The organism is Rhodoferax sp., assembly GCF_034520025.1.
Taxonomy (GTDB): Bacteria; Pseudomonadota; Gammaproteobacteria; order Burkholderiales; family Burkholderiaceae_C; genus Allorhodoferax.
Genome location: NZ_JAXHNZ010000002.1, coordinates 1,273,481 through 1,290,369, shown reverse-complemented (window position 1 = coordinate 1,290,369; position 16,889 = coordinate 1,273,481). Strand labels below are relative to the sequence as shown.

Genomic DNA, 16,889 nt, shown 5'->3' with positions numbered 1-16,889 from the left:
GGGAAAGGTTGTCAGGCGAGGGCGTGCTGCGCTTGGCGCGAGCCCGCTTCAGGCCCTATCATAAGGAGGTCACACCTCAAAGATATCGCCTACAGTGCAACCTCCTCCGGAATCTTCAGCGTTTGATCCCGATGCTTCGGCTGCTGCCGACCATCCACCGCCAGCCGGTGTGGGGGCGGGTGTGTTTCACATCATCTTTGAGTCCAGCTCGGAGGCCATTGCGCTGACACGGGTCCGCGATGGTGCCATCGTCCAGGTGAATCGCGAATGGGAGTCCATGACCGGGTACCGGCGCGAGGAGGTGGTGGGGCGCACCGCGCTGGCATTGGGGCATTGGCTGCACCCTGAGCAGCGCACATCCATTTTTGGCGATCTCAAGCCCGGCGGCCGGGTGATGGACGTAGACGTGTCCCTGGTCATGAAAGACGGCTCTCCACGCGTAGTGCGCCTGAATGCGACCATGCTAATGGAAGCGGGTGATGCGTACATCCTGATTTACCTGCGCGATGTCACCGCTGACTTGTTGGCCCGTGAGGCGCTGAGGTCAGGTGAACTGGCGTTGGCCCACGCCAACACAGCGATGAACCGGCAGGTCAAGCTGCATGAGCTCACCGAGTCGGTGGCGCAAGTGGGTCATTGGGTGAACTACCCCGGAGACAAAACGGTCTACCTCTCCCCCGGTCTGGCCCAGATTGCGGGCTTGGAGCAGGAGGCGGTTGTCACCATGGATATGTTGTGGAGCCGAGTCTTCCCGGAAGACTTGGCCGCGTTGCACCAAGCGCGCCATCGGATGGACGGCGAAGTGGTGGAGTTCCGATCTTCCGGCCCCGGAGGGCGGACGCTGTGGGCCCGTTCACGCATGCACCGCCAAGTGGTGGACGGACGGGTGTTGGCTGACTTCGGGGTGGTTCAAGAGTTCACCCATGAGCGAGAAGCACGGGACAGCCTCCAGAAGCAGTTCGATTTCATTCACAAAATCACCAGCCGCGCGCCCGGCATGTTGTTTGAGTTTCAGCGTTTGCCGAATGGGCGGTTCAGCTTTCCGTTCGTCAGCGATGCGGTGCGGCAATTCTTCGGTGTTACAGCGGAGCAAGCCCGTACGGATTCCCGGCGCTTGATGTCGCGCATCCACCCGCAGGATGTGAATCAGGTCCTTGACACCACCCTGCACGCGACACAGACGATGCGGCCTTGGCAATGCGAGTTCAGGGCGCAGGTGCCCGGCGCGCCGCTGCGCTGGTTGTTGGGGACCTCGATCCCTGAAAAACTGGCAGACGGCACGGTGTTGTTTACCGGGTCTATTACCGACATCACGTCGCAAAAACTGGCCCTCGAAAAGCTCCAGGAGAGCGAAGAGCGGTTTCGCAGCCTTTCCAGTCTGTCTTCCGACTGGTACTGGGAGCAGGACGCCGAGTTGCGCTTCACCCGCATTGATGGCAACGGCGCAAATACGGATCGTTTGGCACCGCAGTCGTCCATCGGTCGCACCCGATGGGACTCCGGCGGGCAAGGGGTCACCCCTTCGCAGTGGCGGGCCCACATGAAAGCGCTGGAAGCCCGCCAAACCTTTCAAGATTTCGAGATGCAACGTGTGCTGTCGAACGGGCAGCTGATGTGGATATCGATCAGCGGAGCCCCTGTGTTTGACAGCCAGGGCCGGTTTTGCGGCTATCGCGGCACAGGGCGGGACATTTCATCGAGAAAAGCCGCAGAGTCTGAAATCGAGCGCCTCGCTTTTTTTGATGCGCTCACAGGCTTGCCGAACCGTCGGATGCTCTTGGACCGGCTCGGGCAGGCCTTGTTGTCCAGCCATCGCAGCGGCCAGCACGGAGGGTTGCTGTTTATCGACCTCGACAATTTCAAGGTACTCAACGACACCCTTGGCCACCACATGGGCGATTTGTTGCTCAAGCAGGTGGCCCAGCGTTTGCAGGAGTGTGTGCGCAGTGTGGATACCGTGGCTCGCCTCGGTGGCGATGAGTTCGTAGTCATGCTGGAAGAACTGCACACCGATGCCGGGATTGCGGCTACTGAGGCAGAAGCGGTCGCCAAGAAAGTGCTCCACACCCTGAACAAGCAGTTTGCGCTGGGCAACCACAACATGCACAGCTCGCCCAGCATTGGGGTGGCCATGTTTTGCGGACATGCTGAAGGGATTGAGGAATTGCTCAAGCGGGCTGATTTGGCCATGTACCAGGCCAAAAATGCAGGTCGCAACACCGTGCGGTTTTTCGATCCGGCCATGCAGCTGGCAGCCTCCGCCCGTGCAGAGATGGAAGTTGACCTGCGCAAGGCTTTGCAGGAGGAGCAGTTGGTGCTGTACTACCAACCGGTGGTGACTGCGAACGGGGCGATCACCGGCGTCGAAGCCTTGGTGCGGTGGATGCACCCCGCGAAGGGCATGGTGTCGCCGGGTGAATTTATTCCACTGGCAGAGCAGACAGGGCTCATACTCCCCCTGGGGCAATGGGTGCTGGAGGCAGCCTGTGCCCAGCTGGTGGCGTGGAGTGCGGCTCCGCACACGCAGCGTTTGAGCGTGGCCGTGAATGTGAGCGCCCGTCAGTTCCGGCATCCCGATTTTTCGACCCATATTCTTGATTTGTTGCGGACCAGCGGGGCGAACCCGTATCGCCTGAAGCTGGAACTCACTGAAAGCCTGCTCTTGACTGATTTTGAAGAAGCGGTTTTGAAGATGAGCGAACTCCGGTCGATCGGGGTGAGCTTTTCACTCGATGACTTTGGCACGGGCTATTCATCCCTTGCGTATTTGAAGCGCCTTCCATTGGATCAATTGAAAATCGATCAGTCATTTGTTCGCGATGTGTTGACCGACCCGAACGATGCCGCCATAGCGCGTACGATTTTGAGCCTCGCCAAAAGCATGGACCTCGGGGTGGTGGCCGAAGGCGTGGAAACCGAAGGCCAGCGAGACTTCCTGCTTGCTGCAGGGTGCCAAGCTTTTCAGGGTTTCTTATTCGGCCGCCCGGTGCCGGTTGAGCAATTGCAGCTGAGACCGTTGTGATGCCTGAAAACACAAGCGGAAGCGAGCCTGCTTCTTTGGCCGAGCTGGAAAGCTTGCGCACTGCCAATGCGTCCCTTGAGCGGGTAAACCGTCGCCAGTTTGATATGTTGCAGGCACTGTTTTTGCAAAGCCCTGCAGCCATTTCTTTGCAAAGTGTCGAAGATGGCCGGTTTGTGGATGTCAATATCCAATGGCAGCGGTTGACGGGCTACTCGTGGGAGCAAGCGACCTCAAGTACTTCACTGAGCTTGGGGTTCTGGCCGGATATCGAGTCCAGAAACCGCGCACTGGCTGAACTGGAGGAGGACCCCGCTCTTTCGGGCGTGGAAATCAATTTCACCAACGCCCGCGGCGAAGACATGTTGCTCGAGTGGCGTGGCTCGGTCATGCAGATTGCAGGCGAGTCGTTTTTGCTGGCGTATTTGATTGATATCACTGCCCAACGTGTGGCCCAAGAGGCGGTGGTCGAGGGCGAGCACGCGTTGCAGGAGGCTAACGACGATTTGCGCGGACAGGTGGAGCTGTACGAAGAAACCGAAAAACTGGCCCAAGCGGGCCATTGGATCGTGCTCCAAGGCCAGTCTATTCCGCGCTGGTCCCGGGGGTTGTTTCAGATGGCACGCATCCCATGGACTGAAAGGATAAGCCCCGAGGTGTGGGAGGCCGGCCTGCACAAGGACGACCGGGCGCGCTACCTTGCAGCGCGCGAAGCCATGGATGGCAGGTTGGCGGAGTTTCGCTGGACATGCCGCGACGGAGACGTGCGCTGGTGGCGCAGCCGCATGCACCGCTACCACCGTCAGGATGGAAGCTATGTGGACTTCGGTGTGGTCCAGGACTTCACCGAAGAGGCGCTGGCCGAGCAGGTGTTGCAGCAGCGTTTGGATGTGATTCAGCGTTTGACCAGTCGTTTGCCGGAAGTGGTTTTTCAGTTTGAGATGTTCACCCGCGACAGCGGCCGCTTTTTGTTCATGAGTGATGCCTGTACCGCCATATTTGGTGTCACACCGGCAGAGGCCCGTGCGGAGCCGCAGAGTGTGTTCAGGCTGATCCATCCCGATGACATCGTGCAGACACTGAAGTCGATGAATGCTGCGGCGAAGGATGGCATGACGTGGGCGCAGGAGTTCCGCATCATCGGCATGGACGGACAGGTAAGAACTTTGTTCGGCAAAGCCACGACCTATAAGGAGTCTGATGGCAAGTACAACGCCTATGGCTCGGTTACCGACATCACCGAACACAAAGCGTCTTTGGCTATTCTGCAAGAGAGCGAAGCCCGTTTCCGTGCGCTGACAGAGCTGTCCTCCGACTGGTACTGGGAGCAAGATACCGAGTACCGCTTTACCCGATTTGTCGGACCCCTGCGCGAACGCGGTGGCAAGAGTGGCGTCCAAAGCTTGGGAAAAACCCGTTGGGAAATCGGTGCCCTGAATATGAGTGAAGCCGATTGGTCGGCGCACCGGGCCGTGCTGGATGGGCGGCAAGAATTTCGTGAGTTGGAGTTGCGCGACAAGGACGAACAGGGGCGCACCTATTGGATATCCACCAGCGGAGCCCCTATTTTTGACTCTCACGGGGTGTTCAAGGGCTACCGCGGGATCGGTCGCAACATTTCCGAGCGCAAAGAAGCAGAAGAAAAAATCGAACGCTTGGCGTTCTATGACGTACTCACCGATTTACCCAACCGCCGCTTGCTGATGGACCATTTGCAGTATGCAGTGGCCGCATGTGCGCGGGGGCGTTTGTATGGTGCGCTGCTTTTCATTGATCTGGATAACTTCAAAGACCTGAATGACACCCGGGGTCACGATGTGGGCGATGGACTATTGCGCCTTGTGTCACAGCGGTTGAAGGCCTGCGTTCGGGAGTCCGACACCGTTGCCCGTTTCGGTGGAGACGAGTTTGTGGTGCTCTTGCAAGACCTCGAGGGCTCGCTGGCCGATGCAGGGGTCCAAGCCGAGTTAGTCGCCAGGAAAATCCTTCAGCAGCTCAATATCCCCTATGACTTGGCGGGTGGCGCTCACCATAGCACGCCCAGTATCGGAGTAGTGTTGGTGCATGGCTTGCGGCAGTCGGTAGACGAATTACTGAAACAGGCCGACTTGGCCATGTATGAAGCCAAATCCGCCGGGCGCAATACTTTGCGCTTTTTTGACCCCGCCATGCAGTCGATGGTGGCCGAGCGGACTGAGCTGGAGTCCGATCTGCGGGCGGGCCTCCAACGTGGCGAGCTGATGCTGTATTACCAACCGGTGGTGAATACAGATCGCAAGGTGGTGGGTGCGGAAGCGTTGCTACGTTGGCAGCATCCGGTACGTGGCATGGTGTCCCCGATGCAGTTTGTGCCTTTGGCTGAGCAAACTGGACTCATCATTCCCTTGGGCGAATGGGTGCTGCAAACTGCATGCGCTCAGTTGGCTGCGTGGTCACGCAGCCCGGTTACCGCCCACTTGACCGTAGCGGTCAATGTGAGCGCTCGCCAATTCCGCCAAGCTGAATTTGTGTCTCAGGTGCAGGGGGCTCTCCTGAAAAACGCAGCGGACCCCAAATTACTCAAACTGGAGCTAACTGAAAGCCTGTTACTCACAGACACCCAAGACGCCATCATGAAAATGGCCGCTCTGCGCAGCTTGGGTGTGCGTTTTGCGTTGGATGATTTTGGAACCGGCTATTCGTCGCTGTCGTATCTAAAGATGCTGCCCTTGCAGCAGCTCAAAATCGACCAGTCATTTGTGCGGGATGTGCTCACTGACGTGAATGATGCCGCTATCGCCAGTACGGTGCTCGCCTTGGGGCGAAGCCTCGGTTTCGATGTGGTCGCCGAAGGCGTGGAGACCGAGGGACAGCGCCAGTTCCTGCTGGACCAAGGCTGCACCCTGTTTCAGGGCTACCTATTCGGCCGACCGGTGCCGGTGGCCGAATTTCGGTTCAATTAAAAGGGGGCGTCTTCGCTGCCGCCTGCGGGTGCTGCTGGCTCAGGGGTGACCGGGTTGTCGGCTTCAATGGCTGCCTGACGCAGAGCCGCCTTTTCCCCGGCAGGGGCGAACTTGCTGTACTTGCCCAAAAGGCTGACCAGCTGACCGTAGACGCGCGGGTTGCCGGCCAGGCATTCGTGCTGCTCCAAGAAATCGGCTTCACCGGTGAAGTTGCCCACCAGCCCACCGGCTTCGGTGACCAGCAAAGAGCCGGCTGCCACATCCCAAGGTTGCAGGCCGAGCTCAAAGAAGCCTTCGGTGTAGCCGGCCGCCACATAGGCCAGATCCAGCGCAGCAGCGCCGGGACGGCGCAGGCCGGCAGTACGCTGCATCACGTCGCCCATCATTTGCAGGTACTGGTTGAAGTTGTCGCCCTGGCGGAAGGGGAAGCCAGTAGAAACAAGAGACTCTTTGAGCTGGGTGCGCTTGGAGACGCGGATGCGGCGGTCGTTCAGGTAAGCGCCACGGCCTTTGGTGGCGGTAAACAGGTCGTTACGGGTAGGGTCGTAGACCACGGCTTGCTCGACCTTGCCGCGCACCGCTAGGGCAATGCTCACGCAATACACCGGCAGGCCGTGGATGAAGTTGGTGGTGCCGTCCAGCGGATCGATGATCCAGACGTATTCAGAGTCGCGGGCGCCGAACTCGCTGCCCGATTCTTCTGCCAAGATGCCGTGGCCCGGGTAGGCCGTCAGCAGGGTCTCTATGATCGCTTGCTCTGCAGCTTTGTCCACTTCGGTCACAAAGTCGTTGGCCTTTTTCTGGGACACGCGAACGGATTCGATGTCCAGCGCAGCGCGGTTGATGATGGAACCGGCGGTGCGGGCGGCCTTGATGGCCACGTTGGCCATGGGGTGCAGATTGAGCGTCATAAATTGTGGGGGAAGAACTGGAAGGACCGCTTGGCGATGCAGGCGGCGACAATAAGCGCATTTTAACGGTTCGGCTTTGGTTGCGCACCCTATCTTTGTGCGGTTGCAGCAATTTGGCCTCATTCAGTCTGCATGCATACCCGATTTATCCTCATCAATACCAGCCACGCTGGCAATGTGGGCGCCGCTGCCCGCGCCATCAAAACGATGGGTTTCGACGATCTTGTGTTGGTCGCGCCCCGGTGGCCCAATGTGTTGCGCCGGGAAGAAACCATTCAGCGCGCCAGTGGCGCCTTGGATGTGCTCGATAAGTGCCGCATCGTTGAAACGCTGGACGAGGCCCTGGATGGCATCACCCATTTGTGCGCCACAGCCATGACCCCGCGGGACTTCGGACCGCCCACTACAACGCCGCGAGAGCACTTCGAGTTGCTATCAAAAAGGGAGCTACTCGCGCAAACTCCGCCTGCGCTAGGCAGTGATTTGGCATCTGAACCTGCAGGGCAGGGGCAGCAGGGCATTGGATTTCTGTTCGGCTCTGAGCGCTTTGGCATGCGCAATGAAGACGTCTACCGCTGCCATGTCTGCTTGTCCATTCCCAGCAATCCGAGCTTCGGCTCGCTCAATATCGGCGCGGCCCTGCAGGTCATTGCCTATGAGTGGCGCTTGGCCCTCGGTGGTTTTGGAGTTCAGTCTCCTGCCGCTCCGTCACACTTGGCCGATGCAGCGCAGGTGGCGGGCATGCTGACGCATCTGGAGCAGTCGCTGGTGCAGCTGGGTTTTCTGGATCCCGCTGCGCCCAAAAAGCTCATGCCTAGGCTCAATGCCCTGTTCAACCGGGCGCAGGTTACACAGGAAGAAATTCATATTTTGCGCGGCATCTCCAAAGCGATCCTGCAGCAGAACCCGCAATCGCCTCTTCACAACGCGGATTTGCAGGCCTTGGTCGGTGAGCTGGATTCGAAGGGATAGACTGACGTTATGTTTGCCCGTATCCGCTCCGACATCCAGTGCATCCTCGACCGTGATCCCGCTGCCCGCAGCACCTGGGAGGTGGTCACCTGCTACCCCGGTCTGCACGCTGTGGTGTTACACCGCCCTGCGCACTGGTTCTGGAACCATGGTCTCAAATGGCTAGGTCGCTTTACCTCCCACGTCGCTCGTTTCCTGACAGGTATTGAGATTCACCCGGGCGCCAAGATCGGCGAACGCGTGTTTTTTGACCATGCTATGGGAACAGTAGTCGGAGAGACGGCCGAGATTGGAGACGGCTGCACGATTTACCAAGGCGTGACCCTGGGAGGCACCAGTCTGTACAAAGGCGCCAAGCGTCATCCGACGTTAGGTAAGGACGTAGTGGTCAGCGCGGGTGCCAAAGTGTTGGGCGGCTTTGAAGTGGGGGACGGCGCCAAGATCGGGAGCAATGCCGTCGTGATCAAGCCGGTACCAGCAGGGGCCACGGCGGTGGGCATTCCAGCCCGCATCATCCCCAGCAAAGAAGGCATGAGTGCGGATGTCACCACCCCTGACCGCAAGTTCACGGCGTACGGCATCACCCAGGAAGACGATCCGGTCAGCCAGGCCCTACGCGGCCTGGTGGACAGTGCCTCCGGCCAAGACCACCAGATTGCCATGCTGTGGAAAGCCGTGGAACAACTCTCTGCACGCTTGGCTGACAGTGACTGCGTGCCCAAAGACGCGGCCCGTAAAGAGTGCTTTGAGGCCGCGAAAATCAACGAGCTAATCGGCAAATAAGAAACACCCCCGAGCGGCTTTGCCACTTCCCCCTTGCAGGGGGCAACACCTGCAGGCTGGCGGAGCCAGACCTGCGGTGTCTCTGGCGGGGTCACGCGCGCCGGATGGCGCTTTTGGGGCGGAAGGCCTTGCAGACGGTGTCTAGGGTTTCAATGTAGGGGCCACCGATCAAGTCCACGCAGTAGGGCACAGCCGCAAAGATGCCGGGTACCACTTGCTTGTCCTCGGCGTCCTTCACGCCTTCCAGGGTTTCTGCAATCGCCTTGGGTTGGCCGGGCAGGTTGATGATGAGCGTTTGGTCGCGGATGACGGCGACCTGGCGCGACAAAATGGCCGTGGGCACAAAGTTCAGGCTGATAGCCCGCATTTGCTCGCCAAATCCCGGCATCTGCTTGTGTGCGACTGCCAGTGTGGCTTCGGGTGTCACGTCCCGCAGGGCCGGGCCGGTGCCGCCGGTGGTCAGCACCAGGGCGCAGCGTGCGTCGACCAGTGCGATCAAGGTGTCCTCGATCGTGTGCTGGTCGTCGGCAATCAAGCGGGTTTCAAACACCACCGGGTTCTGCACTGCACGGCTGATCCAGTCTTGCAGCGCCGGTATGCCCTTGTCTTCATAGACGCCAGCAGAGGCCCTGTCGCTGATAGATACCAAGCCGATGCGCACCTCATCCATCGCGCTACCGTTCAATCCTCGTCTCCCCGGTCATCCTTGGCAGCCGCATCTTGCTTTGATGCTTCCTGGTGGGCCAGCAAGGACTCGCGCACGAGTTGGAAAATTTCGCGGTGCGAGCGGCCGTGGCGGATGGCTTCGCCGGGTTTTTCGGGTTTGGCGTCTTTGCGAGCCTGGCGGACCAGAGCCCGCAGTTGCTGGCTGTCGGTGTCGGGGCTCAGGTTGAGCCACTGGCCGACGGCATCGTCATCGGCAATCAACCGGTCGCGCCATTGTTCGGCTTGATGGAGCACTATGGTTTCCTGAACCGACGGCATATGCTGTTCTTCGAGCGCTGCGCGGATCTGGTCCCATTTGGCCGGGTCGAGTTTGCGCATCAGCTTGCCGATGAACTGCATCTGGCGGCGTTTGCCCTCAAAGTTGGTGATGCGTTTGGCTTCCGCCACGCCTTCCACCAAACGGTCGGGCAGTTCTAGTTTGATCATCAATTCGGCGCGCATGTCCAGCAGGTCTTCACCCAGCTTTTGCAATGCGTCGCTTTCTTTTTTGAGGTCGGTGCGGGTCGGTTCATCCGTGCCCTTGAGTTCGCGCTTGTACTCCAGATCGAGTGCGCTGCCTTCGGCAACGAACAAGCCCCGGACGTAATAGCCCTTTTTTAGTTTGCGTGACATAGCCAAGTATCATATCCGTCGCCATGAAGAAACCCACCTCCGCCCGTCCCCAGTCCTCCACACCCTCCGTAAAACCCGCTGATAGCGGTTTCGCCTACACCCGCGCTTTTTTCGAAACCCGCGTGGATGCCGCGTTGGCCCACGCCAAAAAGCTGGGTGCCAGCGATGCCGGGGCCGAGGTGTCGGAAGGTTGTGGCCTGAGCGTTTCCGTTCGCAATGGCGAACTCGAAAATGTGGAGCGCAACCGGGACAAGTCTTTGGGCGTCACGGTCTACCTCGGTAACCGCCGGGGCAACGCGAGCACCTCTGATTTTTCGGATGCGGCGATTGAGCAGACGGTGCGTGCCGCCTACGACATCGCCCGTTTTACGGCAGAAGACCCGTTTGCCAGCCTGCCCGATGCGGACGATATCGTGCCGGTTTCCGAGCGCGAGCGCGAGTTGGATTTGTTTTTCCCATGGGCTGTCACCAGTGAGCAGGCTGCTGCCCTCGCGCTGGAATGCGAAGCCGCCGCACTGGGTGTGAGCAAGCGCATCACCAATAGCGAAGGCGCGGCGGTATCTGCGCAGCAGTCGCACTTTTTCAGTGCCCACACCCGCGGATTCCGGGGTGGCTATGCTTCCTCGCGTCATTCGTATTCCGTCTCGCCAATTGCCGGCAAGGGCAAGGACATGCAGCGCGACGCGTGGTTTAGCTCCATGCGCTCTGCGGACGAATTGGCATCGCCCCAAGCGGTGGGGCGCTATGCGGCAGAGCGCGCATTGAGCCGCTTGAAGGCCCGCAAGATCGCCACCGTAGAGTGCCCGGTGCTGTTTGAATCGCCTTTGGCAGCAGGTTTGTTGGGCGCTTTTGTCCAAGCAGTCAGCGGTGGAGCCCTCTACCGCAAGAGCACCTTTTTGCTCGACTCTTTGGGCAAGCAAGTGCTGCCTAAGCACATCGACATTCAGGAAGACCCGTTTGTGTTGCGCGGCAAGGGCAGCTCCCCATTCGACGACGAGGGTGTGCGTGTGCAGCCCCGTAAAGTGGTGGAAGCCGGCCGGGTGCAGGGCTACTTTTTAAGCAGCTACTCCGCCCGCAAACTGGGAATGCGCACCACTGGCAACTCCGGTGGCTCCCACAATTTGACCTTTACCTCGCGCTTGACCAAGGCGGGCGATGATCTCGATGCCATGCTGCAAAAGCTCGGTACCGGCCTGTTTGTCACCGAGTTGATGGGGCAAGGCGTGAACTACGTCACGGGCGATTACAGCCGCGGCGCTAGTGGCTTCTGGGTCGAGAATGGTCGCATTGCTTATCCGGTCCATGAAATCACCATCGCCGGCAACATGAAAGACATGCTCAAAGGCATTGAGGCAGTCGGCGCCGACGCTTACAACTACGGAGCCAAAACAGTGGGTTCTGTGCTGCTCAATCGCATGAAGGTGGCGGGTAGCTGAAAGAGAATTTATGCGGCGATTTGCAGTCGGAGTGGGGGCTCTCGCGGTATTTGCCGGGCAGCTGGCATGGTCCTAAATTCCAGCAAATACCACCCGCACCCTCCACCCGTGGCAAGCGCCCATGCCTGCCGGGAACGCAGAAGCGTATTTCACCAACCTCAAATCCGGGGATAGGATTGAAACGCCTTATGTCTTGAAGTTCGGCTTGTCCGGTGGCTGGGGTCTGGCGCCGATCTCCAAGCCTACTGGCGGCAAAAGCGGCAACCACCATTTGCTGGTGAATCGCGATTTGCCACTGGATTTCAAGGCGGCGCTCCCCTTTAACGAGCAGTACATTCACTTTGGCAAAGGCCAAATGGAAACCGTGCTCACGCTGGCCCCAGGACCTACACCTTGCGGATGCTGTTGGCCGATGACAAGCACTTACCCCATTTCGTGTACAGCAAGCCGTTGAAGGTCACGATCACCAAGAAAAACGCCGTAGACTCTAAGTCTTTGGTCAAGCCCGGGTTGGCATTGATGCTGTCTGAGGGCGAGCAGAAGCCGCCATTTCGGGTGCAGTTCCATGCTTTCGGGCTGAATGTCGGCCATGCCGCACAGCAGGAAAAAGACACGGGCCATTTCAAGCTCACCATGACCAGCAGGACGGGTGCGGTGGCTGAAATGGACTTTGTGGAAGGGCAAACCGAAGCATGGTTGGCCCCGCCCGCCGGGGATTACACCCTCAAGCTGGACTTCGTCGACAACCTGAACCCCCAGCAAGTGTTGACAGGGTCGGTCACGGCCACTGTCAAAGTGAAGCCTTAGCCCGCCAGTGCGGCCTTGACGGCTGCGGACACGGTGCCCATTTCGGCCTTGCCGGCCAATTTGGTTTTGACCGCACCCATGACCTTGCCCATGTCGCCGGGGCCCGAGGCACCCAGCTCTGCCACGATGGCCTTGACTTCCGCCAGCACCTCGTCAGCGCTCATGCGCTGTGGCAAATAGGCTTGCAACACTTTCATTTCCGCCGCTTCTTTGTCAGCCAGCTCTTGGCGTTCCGCTTTCACGAAGGCTTCAATCGAGTCCTTGCGTTGCTTGATCAGTTTGTCGACGATGGCGACCACCATGGCGTCGTCCAGCTCCACGCGCTCATCGACTTCCTTTTGTTTCAAGGCGGCCAGCAGCAGGCGGATGGTGCCCAAGCGCTCGCTGTCTTTGGCGCGCATGGCGGTTTTCATGTCTTCGGTGATCTGGTCTTTGAGGGACATAGCGGTGCTTCCTGAGGTTGAAACAAAAGTGGAGAGTTCAAAATGAAAAAAGCCCGCCGGAGCGTCCCCAGGCGAGCTTTTGTGGGCTGTGTGACTCGTGAGAGCGACTAAGCCGCGAAGATTAGTACATCTTCTTGGGCAGTTGCATGCTGCGGATGCGCTTGTAGTTACGCTTCACGGCAGCTGCCTTCTTGCGCTTACGCTCGGCAGTGGGCTTCTCGTAGAACTCGCGGGCGCGCAGGTCTGTCAGCAAACCCAATTTTTCGATGGTGCGCTTGAAGCGACGCAGTGCTACGTCAAAGGGCTCGTTTTCTTTTACACGGATCGTTGTCATTACGTAATGAATTCCAAAATATGCTGTTCGTTGGCGTGAGGGAAGATCGGGCCCTGCACGTCTGAATCAGCGAAATGTCCCCATCTGTTATTGCTTAACTAGTATTGGCCGATGGGGGTTCTGCCAGAAGAGCCTGCGATTATAGCGCTTTCAGGCGCGCTGCCAAACCGTGCGCGCACGCAAAACCACTGGCCCACGCCCATTGGAAGTTGTATCCGCCTAACCAGCCGGTGACATCGGTCACTTCTCCGATGAAAAACAGGCCCGGCTGTTGACTCTCCAAGGTCTGGCTGGACAACACTTTGGTGTCTACACCGCCCGCGGTGACCTCGGCTTTGCGATAGCCCTCAGTGCCGGTGGGCGTGATTTCCCAGCGGGACAGCCGCTCGGCCAGTGCGTTCAAAGCCTTGTCGCTGGCTTCATTCACAGGGCGCTGCCAATCCTGCCCCCAAGCGGGGCCCTGGTTTACCCAAGTATCGGCAAGGCGGCTCGGCACCAAGCCTGCCAGCTCATTGGCCACCCGTTTGCGCGAGCTGCTTTTGGCCTGCGAGAGGTGTTGTGCCAAGTCCACAGTGGGCGCCAGGTTGAGGCGGATCGGCGTGCCCTCGGCCCAGTAACTGGAGATTTGCAGCACCCCGGGGCCGGACAGGCCGCGGTGGGTGAAGAGCAAATCTTCGCGGAACGACATACTGCTTTTCTTGCTGCCGGTGGCAATGTCGACCGGCAGCGACAAGCCTGACAACTCAGCGAACGGGGCCCACGAGGTTTCGTCGAAAGTGAGTGGGACCAGCGCCGGGCGCGGGGTGATCAGCGGCAGGTTGAACTGTTTGGCGACCCGGTAGCCGAAATCGGTGGCGCCGATCTTGGGGATCGACAAGCCGCCGGTGGCAATCACCAACGCTGCGCAGTGGATGGTGCCACGGTCACTATCAATTTCATAGCTACTCGCGCTTTTTCCATGGGGGCTGGAGGCCGAGAAGCGTATGTTTTTGACGCTGCAGGGTTGCCAGCGCTCTACACCACCTGCGGCGCACTCGGCCAGCAGCATGGCAATCAGGTCTTCGGCAGAGCGGTCGCAAAAGAGCTGGCCCTTGTGTTTCTCGTGGAAGGCGATGCCGTGTTTTTTGACGAGCGCCACAAAGTCAGCGGGTGTGTAGCGTGAAAGGGCAGATTTGGCAAAGCGCGGGTTCTCGCTGATGAAATTGGCCGCACTCACGTCCACGTTGGTGAAGTTGCTGCGCCCGCCCCCGGAGATGCGAATTTTCTCGGCCACTTTCTCGCTATGGTCGAGCACCAGAACCTTCAGCCCGAGCTGGCCCGCCACACCGGCGCAAAACAAACCGGCAGCTCCGGCACCCACGATCACCACGTCAAAACTATGCATAGGCGCGCAGTGTAGGCGACGGCAAGGGTCTATGGGGGGTCGGAGATACGACCTTTGCACTAGGCGTGCTGCGACTTGCGATCTGCCAGATGGATGGCCTTTTGGGTCAATCGGTCGACCTCGGTGCTGATGCCGGAGAGCACATTGGCCACCACCGCAAACTCACGCCCCTTGTCGCCGGCACGCGCTGCAATGACTTGGGCATTGAAACTCACGATCTTGGCTTCCCGGGCGATGGTGTGGATGTCCGACACGATTCCGGTGAGTTCTTTGAACAGGTTGTCCGATTGGGCCTGTGCAATCGCGTCAAAGGTGCTGGTGGCTTTGTTGAGCGCATTCAGCACCGTGTCGTTGTCGGTCACCATGTCGGCCAAGAGGGCGCGCGCATCACCCTTGCGGCTGATGGTGTCGAGGGTGCGGCGCATCCGGTCGATGAAGGTTTCTATCGTGACTCCGATGCCTTGCGGCCCTTCGTACACCGCGCGCAACTGGCGGGCACTGAGCGGCTCGTAGTGGGTGAGGGTGGCCAGCAGTTGGGCCTCGCTATCACAAAACAGCTGAAATGTTTTTTGGGCGGCTTGCAGTTGGGTGGTGTCGCCGTGGGATGCCAATAAGGCTTGCATGATGACCCGCTGTGACAGCATGCGCTGGCGCGCTGCCAGGTTGAGGTCCGATAAAGGGGCGTTGGCACCCAGGGCGGGGGCAGCGGCAGGAGCAAGCGTGGTAGCGGGGTGCGACATGGGCAACTGGTGCGTGGTGAGGGTGCCCACAACGCCGCAAGTTGCGTGCCGATTTCAGCGGGCGCGTTGTGCACCGGCAGCGACGCCGGTAGTGGTCTCGGCTTGCGCAGCAGCCAATAAGCCGCTCATCACATCGCCCACCACGATCACGCTCGGGCTGGCCAAATGTTCGCGAATGATGGTGTCCTGCAGCTCGCCCAATGTGCCAACTGCGTGGCGCTGGTGCGGCAGGCTGGCGTTTTGAATGACGGCTACCGGCGTGCTGGCTGCCAAGCCTCGAAGCAGTCCGGCCTGGATATCGGCAGCACCGCTCACGCCCATGTAGATCACCAGCGTCAGTTTGGCCTGGCGGGCGGCCGTGGCCAGTGCGGGCCAGTCGGTGCCGCTGTCGCCAGGTTTGGCGTGGCCGGTGACAAACACCACGCCATGGGCATGTTCGCGGTGGGTGAGCGGCACATTGAGGGAGGTCACAGCCGCCAGTCCGGCGGTCACCCCATTGACCACCGATACGCGTATGCCGGCTTCTTCAAGGTGTTCCACCTCTTCGCCGCCGCGGCCAAAGATGAAGGGGTCGCCACCTTTGAGCCGGACTACGTTTTCGCCCTCAAGGGCTGCGGTGATCATCAGGCGTTCGATGAATGACTGGGGGGTCGACTTGCAGCCTCCGCGCTTGCCCACATGGACGATGCGGGCTGCCGGGTTGGCATGGGCCACGATGGCGTCGTTGACCAGGTCGTCCACCAGTAGCACGGTGGCTTGCTGGATGGCTTTCAGGGCCTTGATGGTGAGCAACTCCGGGTCGCCGGGGCCTGCGCCGACAAGGGTGACATGGCCTGCGGCCGGCGAGTTCAAGGTGTTTGTCATAGTGCTTGGTGCAACTGCAAGATGTGCGCCACTTGCTCTGCAATCGGGGTAGGAACCGGGCGCTCTCCGCTCAGCACCGATTGTATGTAGGCTGCGGTGCTGGCTGCATCGATCGCGGTGGGCAACTCCGGCAACGCGGTCAGCGAGCCGGCTTGGTAGGCCTGCAGGTCGGTTGCCTTACCGGCCACAAAAGCTTGCATCTTGGGGGTGCGGCGGGCATCGGCCACGGCTTCGCCCTCGGTGCCGCGGATCAGCAGGGCGTTGGCTTGCACCAGGGCGAAGGTGTCCGCCATCGACACCGCGTACTCGGGGTGGGTATAGCTGCTCACCAGCAGGGCGGGGCCGTCCACCGGGTTCATGAGCTTGACCAGGCTGTGGGCCGGGTTGCGCAGGTTTACCACGCGGCGAACATCCAGCAGGCGCTGCAGTCCAGGCAGCAGGGCCCCGGTGGGCACAAATGTCACACTCCCGTTTGCTATGCTTTTAGGAGCTGCTTGCGCAGACAAACCGAGCGCTGTAAGCACTTTTGATACAAAAACCCGCTTGTCTTCGGTAGGAGCGCCGTGGATTAGCACCGGCAGCCCTTCGCGTGCCAGCAGCAGGGCCAGCAGCGGCGTCAACAGGGGCAGCTTGCGTGCACCGTTGTAGCTGGGAATGACCACCACCGGCATTTCGCCGGCGGGGAGCAGGGCCATGCGGTTGCGCACGGCGTCCAGAAAACCGGCCATTTCTTCCGCGGTTTCGCCCTTGATGCGCATGGCCAGGCAAAAGGCGCCCACCTCCAGGTCGGTGACGGTGCCGTCGAGCACCTGGCCGAGCAGGTCAGCTGCCTGCGCGCGGTTGAGCGCACGTGCGCCGTCTTTGCCGCGACCGATTTCTTTGATGTAGTTGCCAATAGCCATGCCGCGATTGTCGG

16 protein-coding genes are annotated in these 16,889 nt (G+C 59.9%); 7 read left to right on the top strand and 9 right to left on the bottom strand.

Annotation, left to right across the window (positions count from 1 at the left end; all coding sequences use genetic code 11):
• Nucleotides 1–94 precede the first annotated feature (94 nt).
• Nucleotides 95–3,022, top strand: a complete 2,928-nt coding sequence (locus tag U5L73_RS14385; protein ID WP_322562982.1) for an EAL and GGDEF domain-containing protein — start codon at nt 95–97, stop codon at nt 3,020–3,022.
• Nucleotides 3,022–5,961: an EAL domain-containing protein gene (locus U5L73_RS14380; RefSeq protein ID WP_322562981.1), complete on the top strand. Its 2,940-nt coding sequence runs from the start codon at nt 3,022–3,024 to the stop codon at nt 5,959–5,961. Before U5L73_RS14385 ends, U5L73_RS14380 begins: the two co-directional genes overlap by 1 nt.
• On the opposite strand, the gene U5L73_RS14375 is transcribed toward U5L73_RS14380, so the two are convergent.
• Complete coding sequence (locus U5L73_RS14375; RefSeq protein WP_322562980.1) at nt 5,958–6,872, bottom strand: inositol monophosphatase family protein; 915 nt, start codon at nt 6,870–6,872, stop codon at nt 5,958–5,960. The genes U5L73_RS14380 and U5L73_RS14375 overlap by 4 nt on opposite strands.
• Before the next feature lie 132 nt (nt 6,873–7,004).
• On the opposite strand from U5L73_RS14375, the gene U5L73_RS14370 reads away from it, so the two are divergent.
• Nucleotides 7,005–7,844, top strand: coding sequence for an RNA methyltransferase (locus U5L73_RS14370; protein ID WP_322562979.1), 840 nt, complete (start codon nt 7,005–7,007; stop codon nt 7,842–7,844).
• A 9-nt stretch (nt 7,845–7,853) separates the two neighbouring features.
• Nucleotides 7,854–8,627: a serine O-acetyltransferase gene (cysE, locus tag U5L73_RS14365; RefSeq protein WP_322562978.1), complete on the top strand. Its 774-nt coding sequence runs from the start codon at nt 7,854–7,856 to the stop codon at nt 8,625–8,627.
• Between the two features lie 91 nt (nt 8,628–8,718).
• Here the strand turns inward: cysE and mog are convergent, their stop codons facing one another.
• Both mog and yjgA read right to left on the bottom strand, forming a co-directional pair.
• Nucleotides 8,719–9,297 (bottom strand): molybdopterin adenylyltransferase, encoded by a 579-nt coding sequence (gene mog, locus U5L73_RS14360; protein ID WP_322563522.1) that lies wholly within the window; start codon nt 9,295–9,297, stop codon nt 8,719–8,721.
• Nucleotides 9,298–9,308: 11 nt separating this feature from the next.
• The gene (gene yjgA, locus U5L73_RS14355) at nt 9,309–9,965 is read right to left on the bottom strand and encodes a ribosome biogenesis factor YjgA (RefSeq protein ID WP_322562977.1); all 657 of its coding nucleotides are present in this window, start codon (nt 9,963–9,965) and stop codon (nt 9,309–9,311) included.
• A 23-nt stretch (nt 9,966–9,988) separates the two neighbouring features.
• On the opposite strand from yjgA, the gene pmbA reads away from it, so the two are divergent.
• The 3 genes from pmbA to U5L73_RS14340 all read left to right on the top strand — a co-directional run bounded on the left by pmbA (nt 9,989) and on the right by U5L73_RS14340 (nt 12,208).
• Entirely contained in the window at nt 9,989–11,401 is a 1,413-nt protein-coding gene (pmbA, locus tag U5L73_RS14350; RefSeq protein WP_322562976.1) for a metalloprotease PmbA, read from the top strand.
• A 121-nt stretch (nt 11,402–11,522) separates the two neighbouring features.
• Entirely contained in the window at nt 11,523–11,855 is a 333-nt protein-coding gene (locus U5L73_RS14345) for a DUF4399 domain-containing protein (protein WP_322562975.1), read from the top strand.
• Nucleotides 11,801–12,208, top strand: a complete 408-nt coding sequence (locus U5L73_RS14340; protein WP_322563521.1) for a DUF4399 domain-containing protein — start codon at nt 11,801–11,803, stop codon at nt 12,206–12,208. The genes U5L73_RS14345 and U5L73_RS14340 overlap by 55 nt, the downstream gene beginning before the upstream one ends.
• Here U5L73_RS14340 and U5L73_RS14335 read toward each other — a convergent pair.
• From U5L73_RS14335 to ybiB, 6 genes are all read right to left on the bottom strand, one after another.
• Nucleotides 12,205–12,651, bottom strand: a complete 447-nt coding sequence (locus U5L73_RS14335) for a GatB/YqeY domain-containing protein (RefSeq protein ID WP_313873613.1) — start codon at nt 12,649–12,651, stop codon at nt 12,205–12,207. The genes U5L73_RS14340 and U5L73_RS14335 overlap by 4 nt on opposite strands.
• Nucleotides 12,652–12,772: 121 nt before the next feature.
• Nucleotides 12,773–12,985, bottom strand: coding sequence for a 30S ribosomal protein S21 (rpsU, locus tag U5L73_RS14330; protein WP_094477962.1), 213 nt, complete (start codon nt 12,983–12,985; stop codon nt 12,773–12,775).
• 139 nt (nt 12,986–13,124) lie between these two features.
• Nucleotides 13,125–14,369, bottom strand: a complete 1,245-nt coding sequence (locus U5L73_RS14325; RefSeq protein WP_322562974.1) for an NAD(P)/FAD-dependent oxidoreductase — start codon at nt 14,367–14,369, stop codon at nt 13,125–13,127.
• Between the two features lie 59 nt (nt 14,370–14,428).
• On the bottom strand, nt 14,429–15,109 hold the full coding sequence (locus U5L73_RS14320; protein ID WP_322562973.1) for a methyl-accepting chemotaxis protein: 681 nt from the start codon (nt 15,107–15,109) through the stop codon (nt 14,429–14,431).
• A 54-nt stretch (nt 15,110–15,163) separates the two neighbouring features.
• Complete coding sequence (cobA, locus tag U5L73_RS14315) at nt 15,164–15,973, bottom strand: uroporphyrinogen-III C-methyltransferase (RefSeq protein WP_322562972.1); 810 nt, start codon at nt 15,971–15,973, stop codon at nt 15,164–15,166.
• The gene (gene ybiB / locus U5L73_RS14310; protein WP_322562971.1) at nt 15,970–16,875 is read right to left on the bottom strand and encodes a DNA-binding protein YbiB; all 906 of its coding nucleotides are present in this window, start codon (nt 16,873–16,875) and stop codon (nt 15,970–15,972) included. The genes cobA and ybiB overlap by 4 nt, the downstream gene beginning before the upstream one ends.
• Nucleotides 16,876–16,889: the final 14 nt, after the last annotated feature.

Bases quoted from the DNA above. Each gene is read 5' to 3' on its own strand.
- U5L73_RS14380 (WP_322562981.1), top strand. From the start codon at position 3,022: ATGCCTGAAAACACAAGCGGAAGCGAGCCTGCTTCTTTGGCCGAGCTG.
- U5L73_RS14335 (WP_313873613.1), bottom strand. From the start codon at position 12,651: ATGTCCCTCAAAGACCAGATCACCGAAGACATGAAAACCGCCATGCGC.
- U5L73_RS14345 (WP_322562975.1), top strand. From the start codon at position 11,523: ATGCCTGCCGGGAACGCAGAAGCGTATTTCACCAACCTCAAATCCGGG.
- U5L73_RS14370 (WP_322562979.1), top strand. From the start codon at position 7,005: ATGCATACCCGATTTATCCTCATCAATACCAGCCACGCTGGCAATGTG.
- U5L73_RS14375 (WP_322562980.1), bottom strand. From the start codon at position 6,872: ATGACGCTCAATCTGCACCCCATGGCCAACGTGGCCATCAAGGCCGCC.
- cysE (WP_322562978.1), top strand. From the start codon at position 7,854: ATGTTTGCCCGTATCCGCTCCGACATCCAGTGCATCCTCGACCGTGAT.
- mog (WP_322563522.1), bottom strand. From the start codon at position 9,297: ATGGATGAGGTGCGCATCGGCTTGGTATCTATCAGCGACAGGGCCTCT.
- pmbA (WP_322562976.1), top strand. From the start codon at position 9,989: ATGAAGAAACCCACCTCCGCCCGTCCCCAGTCCTCCACACCCTCCGTA.
- U5L73_RS14325 (WP_322562974.1), bottom strand. From the start codon at position 14,369: ATGCATAGTTTTGACGTGGTGATCGTGGGTGCCGGAGCTGCCGGTTTG.
- rpsU (WP_094477962.1), bottom strand. From the start codon at position 12,985: ATGACAACGATCCGTGTAAAAGAAAACGAGCCCTTTGACGTAGCACTG.
- cobA (WP_322562972.1), bottom strand. From the start codon at position 15,973: ATGACAAACACCTTGAACTCGCCGGCCGCAGGCCATGTCACCCTTGTC.
- ybiB (WP_322562971.1), bottom strand. From the start codon at position 16,875: ATGGCTATTGGCAACTACATCAAAGAAATCGGTCGCGGCAAAGACGGC.
- U5L73_RS14340 (WP_322563521.1), top strand. From the start codon at position 11,801: ATGCTGTTGGCCGATGACAAGCACTTACCCCATTTCGTGTACAGCAAG.
- yjgA (WP_322562977.1), bottom strand. From the start codon at position 9,965: ATGTCACGCAAACTAAAAAAGGGCTATTACGTCCGGGGCTTGTTCGTT.
- U5L73_RS14320 (WP_322562973.1), bottom strand. From the start codon at position 15,109: ATGTCGCACCCCGCTACCACGCTTGCTCCTGCCGCTGCCCCCGCCCTG.